Origin of the sequence: Thermomonas sp. LB-4 (assembly GCF_036409385.1) — a bacterium.
In the GTDB taxonomy this organism is placed as follows: domain Bacteria; phylum Pseudomonadota; class Gammaproteobacteria; order Xanthomonadales; family Xanthomonadaceae; genus Thermomonas.
This window is the reverse complement of record NZ_JAXOFT010000025.1, coordinates 24,106-30,105: the sequence shown is the minus strand read 5'-3', so window position 1 is coordinate 30,105 and position 6,000 is coordinate 24,106. Positions and strand designations below refer to the sequence as shown.

Genomic DNA, 6,000 nt, shown 5'->3' with positions numbered 1-6,000 from the left:
CCGCTCTGTGGCCCGAGATTGAAGCTTCAGAGTGTGTTGATCAGACCTTCCCTAGATCGCGCTTGGCTCCGCCACGCGTCGTGAGGACGGCTGAGTGCAGTTTCGGGTGCTTCAGTCGGTTTGGATGCAGCGTTGCGAGAAGCTCATCGGCTTCTCTGGAAGCGTTGCACTTGCGCAAATGGCCACTGGCATTGACGGCTTGCCATGGATCGCCGGTACGCTTGAACTCGGCGATACAGAAATCCGCTTCGAGCCGGTGATGTGCGGCAAGTGCGCCTTCCAGGCCATACCTTCCTTTCATGCCGATCAGCCAAGCGGCATCCGCACCTTCAAGCCGTGCGTTGGATTCCAGCTTTTCGAAAACCCCCCACAATTGCGGGCGATCCTGTTCTTTTATTGGAGATGTGACGCCATATTTTCGGAGAATCGCCTGCTCTTTTTGCTGTGCGATGTATTCGGGGCTGTTCAGATAGGCGATGCGCTCCGCTTCTCGCTGTGCCAGCAGCGCGGCCTCTTTCGCTTGGGCCTCAAGACGAAGCTGTCGTTTTCGCTCAAGCTCTTCCAGCTTCAGTCGTCGTGCCTCTTCTCGAGCGCGCTTGGCCTCGGCTTCTGCTTCTCGAATCAGTGCGACACGGCATTCCCGTTCGGTTGCGGCAGCTTGCTTGTACTGCGCCCAGGAAACATCGCCTTTGATAAGGCCTGCAAGTGCATGCAATTCATTGCTGTGCAGGTAAGTGATGTCATCTTCGGTGCAGGGTTTGTTTTTCGTGCGTGCTTCGAGGATTTTGTGAAGATGCGAGCCGACTTCAACGGACACATCCAGATCGTCAACCAAATATCTTCTTGCCAGTTCAAATGATGTCGAGTGCATGGTGCTTTTGTTTCGTGAAGGTTGTCTGGCATGGATGCCAAGCGCCGGCGCAAACACGTTTTCATGGGAGCATCGCTCTACACTACGACAAGTCGGGATTAGACTTGCGGCATGACACGCCTTGTCCTGATCGACGGTTCTTCCTACCTCTACCGCGCCTTCCACGCGCTGCCGCCGCTGACCAACGCGGCCGGCGAGCCGACCGGCGCGCTGTTCGGGGTGGTCAACATGCTGCGCGGCCACCTGAAGGAAAAACCCGAGCACATCGCCTTCGTGGTGGATGCGCCCGGCAAGACCTTCCGCGACGAGCTGTATCCCCAGTACAAGGCGAACCGCCCGCCGATGCCGGACGAGCTGCGCGCGCAGGTCGAGCCGATGCTGGAGATCGTCGGCGCGCTGGGCATCCCGATCCTGCGTGAACCCGGGGTCGAGGCCGACGACGTGATCGGCACCCTGGCGCTGCGCGCAGCGGGCGAGGGCCTGGCGGTCACCATTTCCACCGGCGACAAGGACTTCGCCCAGCTGGTGCGGCCGGGCGTGGGCCTGGTCAACACCATGAGCGGCAGCCGGATGGACGCGGATGCGGCGGTGATCGAGAAATTCGGCGTGCGCGCCGACCAGATCGTCGACCTGCTGGCGCTGATGGGCGACACCGTCGACAACGTGCCCGGCGTGGAGAAATGCGGGCCAAAGACCGCGGCCAAGTGGCTGGCGGAATACGGCTCGCTGGACGGCGTGATTGCGAATGCGGAGGGCATCAAGGGCAAGATCGGCGACAACCTGCGCGCCGCGCTGCCGCGGCTGCCGCTCAATCGTGAGCTGGTCACCATCAGGACCGATATCGCGCTGCCGCTGGCGCCGGCGGACCTCGCCCTGCGCGAGCGCGACGTGGACACCCTGCGCGCGCTGTACGCGCGCTATGGTTTCAACCAGGCGTTGAAGGAGCTCGACGGCGGCGCGGCTTCGGCGGGCGTGGCCAACAAGGAGCCCGGCGTGGCCCGCGGCGGCGGCTTCGTCGCGGCCGCCGCACCGGCCGCTGCCGACGGCATCGATCCCGCGCTGTCGGCGCCGGGCGCGTACGAGACGGTGCTGACCGAGGCGCAGCTGTCGGGTTGGATCGAGAAACTGCAGGCCGCGGACGAGTTCGCCTTCGACAGCGAAACCGACAGCCTCGACCCGATGCGCGCCACGCTGGTGGGCCTGAGCTTCAGCGTGGAGCCGGGCCAGGCCTGCTACATCCCGCTGGGCCACGATTATCCGGGCGCGCCGGCGCAGCTGGACCGCGCGGCGGTGCTGGCCGCGCTGCGCCCGCTGCTGGAGGAGCCGGCGAAGAAGAAGCTGGGCCAGCACGGCAAGTACGACCTGCACGTGCTGCGTCGCCACGGCATCGACGTGCGCGGTTATGCCGACGACACGATGCTGGAGAGTTTCGTGCTCAGCGCCGGCATCGCCCGCCACGACATGGACTCGCTGGCCAGGCGCCACCTCGGCTACGACACCATCAAGTACGAGGACGTGGCCGGCAAGGGCGCCAAGCAGATCCCGTTCTCGCAGGTGGCGATCGACGACGCCACCCGCTACGCCGGCGAGGATGCCGACATCACCCTGCGCCTGCACCGCGTGCTGCGCGCCAAGCTGGCCGCCGAGCCGACGCTCGACGCCGTGTACCGCGACATCGAGATGCCGCTGGTGCCGGTGCTGGCGCGGGTGGAGGCCAACGGCGTGCTGGTGGATGCCGACGAGCTGCGCCGCCAATCCGCGGACCTGGGCCGGCGCATGCTGGCCGCGCAGCAGCAGGCCACCGAGCTGGCCGGCCGCAGCTTCAACCTGGATTCGCCCAAGCAGCTGGGCGCGCTGCTGTTCGACGAGCTGAAGCTGCCGGCGCTGGTGAAGACCCCCAGCGGCGCGCCCTCGACCAACGAAGAGGCGCTGGAGGCGATCGCCGACCAGCACGCGCTGCCGCGGGTGATCCTGGAATACCGCGGGTTGGCCAAGCTGCGCAGCACCTACACCGACAAGCTGCCGGAGATGGTCAACCCCGACACCGGCCGCGTGCACACCAGCTACCACCAGGCCGGCGCGGCCACCGGGCGGCTGTCGTCGTCCGATCCCAACCTGCAGAACATCCCGATCCGCACCGAGGAAGGCCGTCGCATCCGCACCGCTTTCATCGCACCGCCGGGGCGCAAGCTGGTGGCCTGCGACTACTCGCAGATCGAGCTGCGGATCATGGCCCACCTGTCGGAAGACGCGGCGCTGCTGCGCGCGTTCGCGGAAGGCGCCGACATCCACCGCGCCACCGCCGCGGAAGTTTTCGGCAAGCCCATGGGCGATGTGACGACGAACGAGCGCCGCGCCGCCAAGGCGATCAACTTCGGCCTGATCTACGGCATGGGCGCGTTCGGGCTGGCCAAGCAGCTGGGCATCGGCCGCGGCGAGGCGCAGGACTACATCGCGCTGTACTTCAGCCGCTATCCCGGCGTGCGCGACTACATGGAACGCACCCGCCAGCAGGCGCGCGACCTTGGCTACGTGGAAACCGTGTTCGGCCGCCGGCTGGCGCTGGACTACATCCACTCCCGCAACGCCGCCCAGCGCGCCGGCGCCGAGCGCGCCGCGATCAACGCGCCGATGCAGGGCACCGCCGCCGACATCATCAAGCGCGCGATGGTGCGCGTGGACGCCTGGCTGGCCGACCAACGGGACCGCGCGCTGATGATCCTGCAGGTGCACGACGAACTGGTGTTCGAGGCCGACGCCGGCTTCGTGCCGACCCTGCTGGAACAGGTGCCGGCGCTGATGGCGGGCGCCGCCGGGCTGCGGGTGCCGCTGGTCGTGGACAGCGGGGTGGGCGACAACTGGGACGAGGCCCACTGAGCTCGCGTTCAGGCCCGCAAAGCGTGACGCGGCGCGGGTTTGGCGGGGTTTCGGGAAAATGCAATGAATCATTCCTGAACCGAACGGTTTTTTAACTGGAATCTTCACGAACCATCCATGTTGGAAGTGGTCATATAGCTCGCAACAGGTGCAACGCCTGTTGCCGATCACTACCCCTCCCCTGGTGTGATCATCCGGAAGGTGCAGGTCCTCCCCAACCGGCCTTCCCCGGCCCCGCAGTCCCCCCTGGCTGCGGGGCTTTTTTGTGGCCGCCTTTTGGGCGGCGGCAAAGCTTGGGCGCCAAGCCGGAGGCTTCCAGGACCCGCGCCTGTCTGCGCGCCTCCTCTGCTCAGCGGGGCTTTGCTCCATGCAGCCTTCATGCAGGCCGCGTTGTTAATGTCCGTGCAGCCGATCAGCGGAGAGATCACATGAACGAGTTGTTCCAGCTGTCCGCCCCGTGGTGGGTGTTCGTGCTGCGGGCCTGCGTGGTGTACGTGATGGTGATGGTGCTGGTGCGGGTCTCCGGCAAACGCGCGGTCGGGCAGTTCACGCCGTTCGACCTGGTCCTGCTGATCCTGATCGGCAATGCGGTCCAGAACGGGATCAACGGCGGCGACAACTCGCTGACCGGCGCCGCGATCATGGCGAGCACCCTGATTGCGCTGAACTACCTGGTGGCGTGGCAGACCTCGCGCAACCGCAGGGTGGAGCGCTGGGTCGAGGGAGAACCGGTGGTACTGGCGCGCGATGGCAGGGTGTTCAAGCACGTGCTGCGGCGCGAGCTGGTCAGCCACGACGACTTCGCCGAGGCGCTGCGCATGAACAACATCGATGATGTCGGTGACGTCCGCCTGGCCTTGCTCGAAACCAATGGCCGCATCAGCGTGATCCCGCGAGAGCGCGAGTAGGCGCGCCGGGCCTGCCCCGTTCATCCATGGTTGTGCCGCCAGGCGGCGCATGCACGCCTGCTTCACGCGGCTGCGGGGTAAATGGCCGCACCCCCGACAGTGAAGGAGGCTCCATGAAGCGCTTGATCGCCCTGCTGATGCTGGTCATGTTTTCCAGCGTGACCCTGACCGCCTGCAATACCATTGCCGGCGCAGGCAAGGACGTCCAGAAAGCTGGTGAGAAGGTCGAAGAGAAGGCCCAGGACTGCAAGGACATGAAGTGCTGATGTGACGCCTCCGCGCCGCCGACCCTGCAGGGACGCAGGTGGAGGCGGCGCGGAGGCGGGCTTGCTTGTGCTCCCTCCGGACCGGTAATGTCCGCCGGATTCCGAGGAGAACCCCCCATGAAGCAGATGAAGATGGCGCTGTTGGCGCTGGCCTGCCTGGCCTTCCTGGCCGGTTGCAACACCATTGCCGGCGCGGGCAAGGACATCCAGAAGGCCGGCGAGAAGATCGAGGGCGCAGCCAAGTGAGACTGGGCGCCGGCGGAGTGGGTCCCGCCCGCGCCTCCCATCACAGCCCCGGTGGATCGGGTACGAACCCGCCGGGGAAGGCGCGCGGCTGCGGCCGGATACGGACCTGCTCGCGGCGCGGCAGCACGCCCATCGCCACCAGTGTATCCACGCTGTCGTAGCGCAACTCGCTGAGTTGCTGCGGCGCGTTGCTGGCCCGTTCGAACGTGGTCTGTCCCACCGGCGCGTGCTCGCGCTGGCCGTGGCCGGTGCCGATGCCGATGCGCTGCGGCATCGCCTCCATCGCCACTGCGCGGTCGGCGCTGGCCGACGCTGCTGCCTTGCCCCGCGGTGCCGGGGCGACCGGCGGTGCCGGCGGCGGCAGCGGGCGCTGCCAGCGCTCGCGGAACACCGCGATGCCGACCACCCCGACGTTGTCCGGCCGCCCGGTGCGCGCGGCGTAGCTGTCCGGCAGGTCTGTGAACACGAACTGCGCGATGTCGTCCAGCGACTTGCGCCAGCCCCCGATCTCGGCGCTCTCCCACGGACCCAGCACATAGCCAGCCTGCGAGGGCGCGGCGGTCTGCCCGCTGACCGCATTCACGCCATCCACCGACAGCACCACCAGCACCCGCTCGCCGGTGGTGTTGGTGAGGCGTACCGCATAGCGATGGCCGGGCGTGCCGGCAACCCAGCCGCGGCCGCGGTGGCGGTACTCGGGCAGGGTCTGGGCGGTGTCGCGGTCCACCAGCGCCAGCGTCACCAGCGGCTGGGCGGACAGCGGGGCGCGCGCGGTCGCAGGCGCACTGGCGGCGAGGACGGCAAGGACGATCAGCAGGCGGCGGAACATGGG

Annotated in this window: 6 protein-coding genes; 4 read left to right on the top strand and 2 right to left on the bottom strand. The window is 67.0% G+C overall.

The window, feature by feature from the left end; translation table 11 throughout:
* Positions 1-40: 40 nt before the first annotated feature.
* Positions 41-871, bottom strand: a complete 831-nt coding sequence (locus SPK54_RS12015) for a hypothetical protein (protein WP_330948125.1) — start codon at positions 869-871, stop codon at positions 41-43.
* Between the two features lie 111 nt (positions 872-982).
* On the opposite strand from SPK54_RS12015, the gene polA reads away from it, so the two are divergent.
* The 4 genes from polA to SPK54_RS11995 all read left to right on the top strand — a co-directional run bounded on the left by polA (position 983) and on the right by SPK54_RS11995 (position 5,168).
* A complete protein-coding gene (gene polA, locus SPK54_RS12010; RefSeq protein ID WP_330948124.1) occupies positions 983-3,748 on the top strand; it encodes a DNA polymerase I in 2,766 nt (921 codons plus the stop codon).
* Between the two features lie 428 nt (positions 3,749-4,176).
* Positions 4,177-4,656 carry a YetF domain-containing protein gene (locus SPK54_RS12005; protein ID WP_330948123.1) on the top strand — a complete coding sequence of 160 codons (480 nt, stop codon included), beginning with the start codon at positions 4,177-4,179 and terminating at the stop codon, positions 4,654-4,656.
* Positions 4,657-4,769: 113 nt separating this feature from the next.
* Positions 4,770-4,922 (top strand): entericidin A/B family lipoprotein, encoded by a 153-nt coding sequence (locus SPK54_RS12000; RefSeq protein ID WP_330948122.1) that lies wholly within the window; start codon positions 4,770-4,772, stop codon positions 4,920-4,922.
* A gap of 117 nt (positions 4,923-5,039) precedes the next feature.
* Positions 5,040-5,168, top strand: a complete 129-nt coding sequence (locus SPK54_RS11995; RefSeq protein WP_330948121.1) for an entericidin A/B family lipoprotein — start codon at positions 5,040-5,042, stop codon at positions 5,166-5,168.
* Positions 5,169-5,208: 40 nt separating this feature from the next.
* On the opposite strand, the gene SPK54_RS11990 is transcribed toward SPK54_RS11995, so the two are convergent.
* Entirely contained in the window at positions 5,209-5,997 is a 789-nt protein-coding gene (locus SPK54_RS11990) for a hypothetical protein (protein ID WP_330948120.1), read from the bottom strand.
* Positions 5,998-6,000 lie beyond the last annotated feature (3 nt).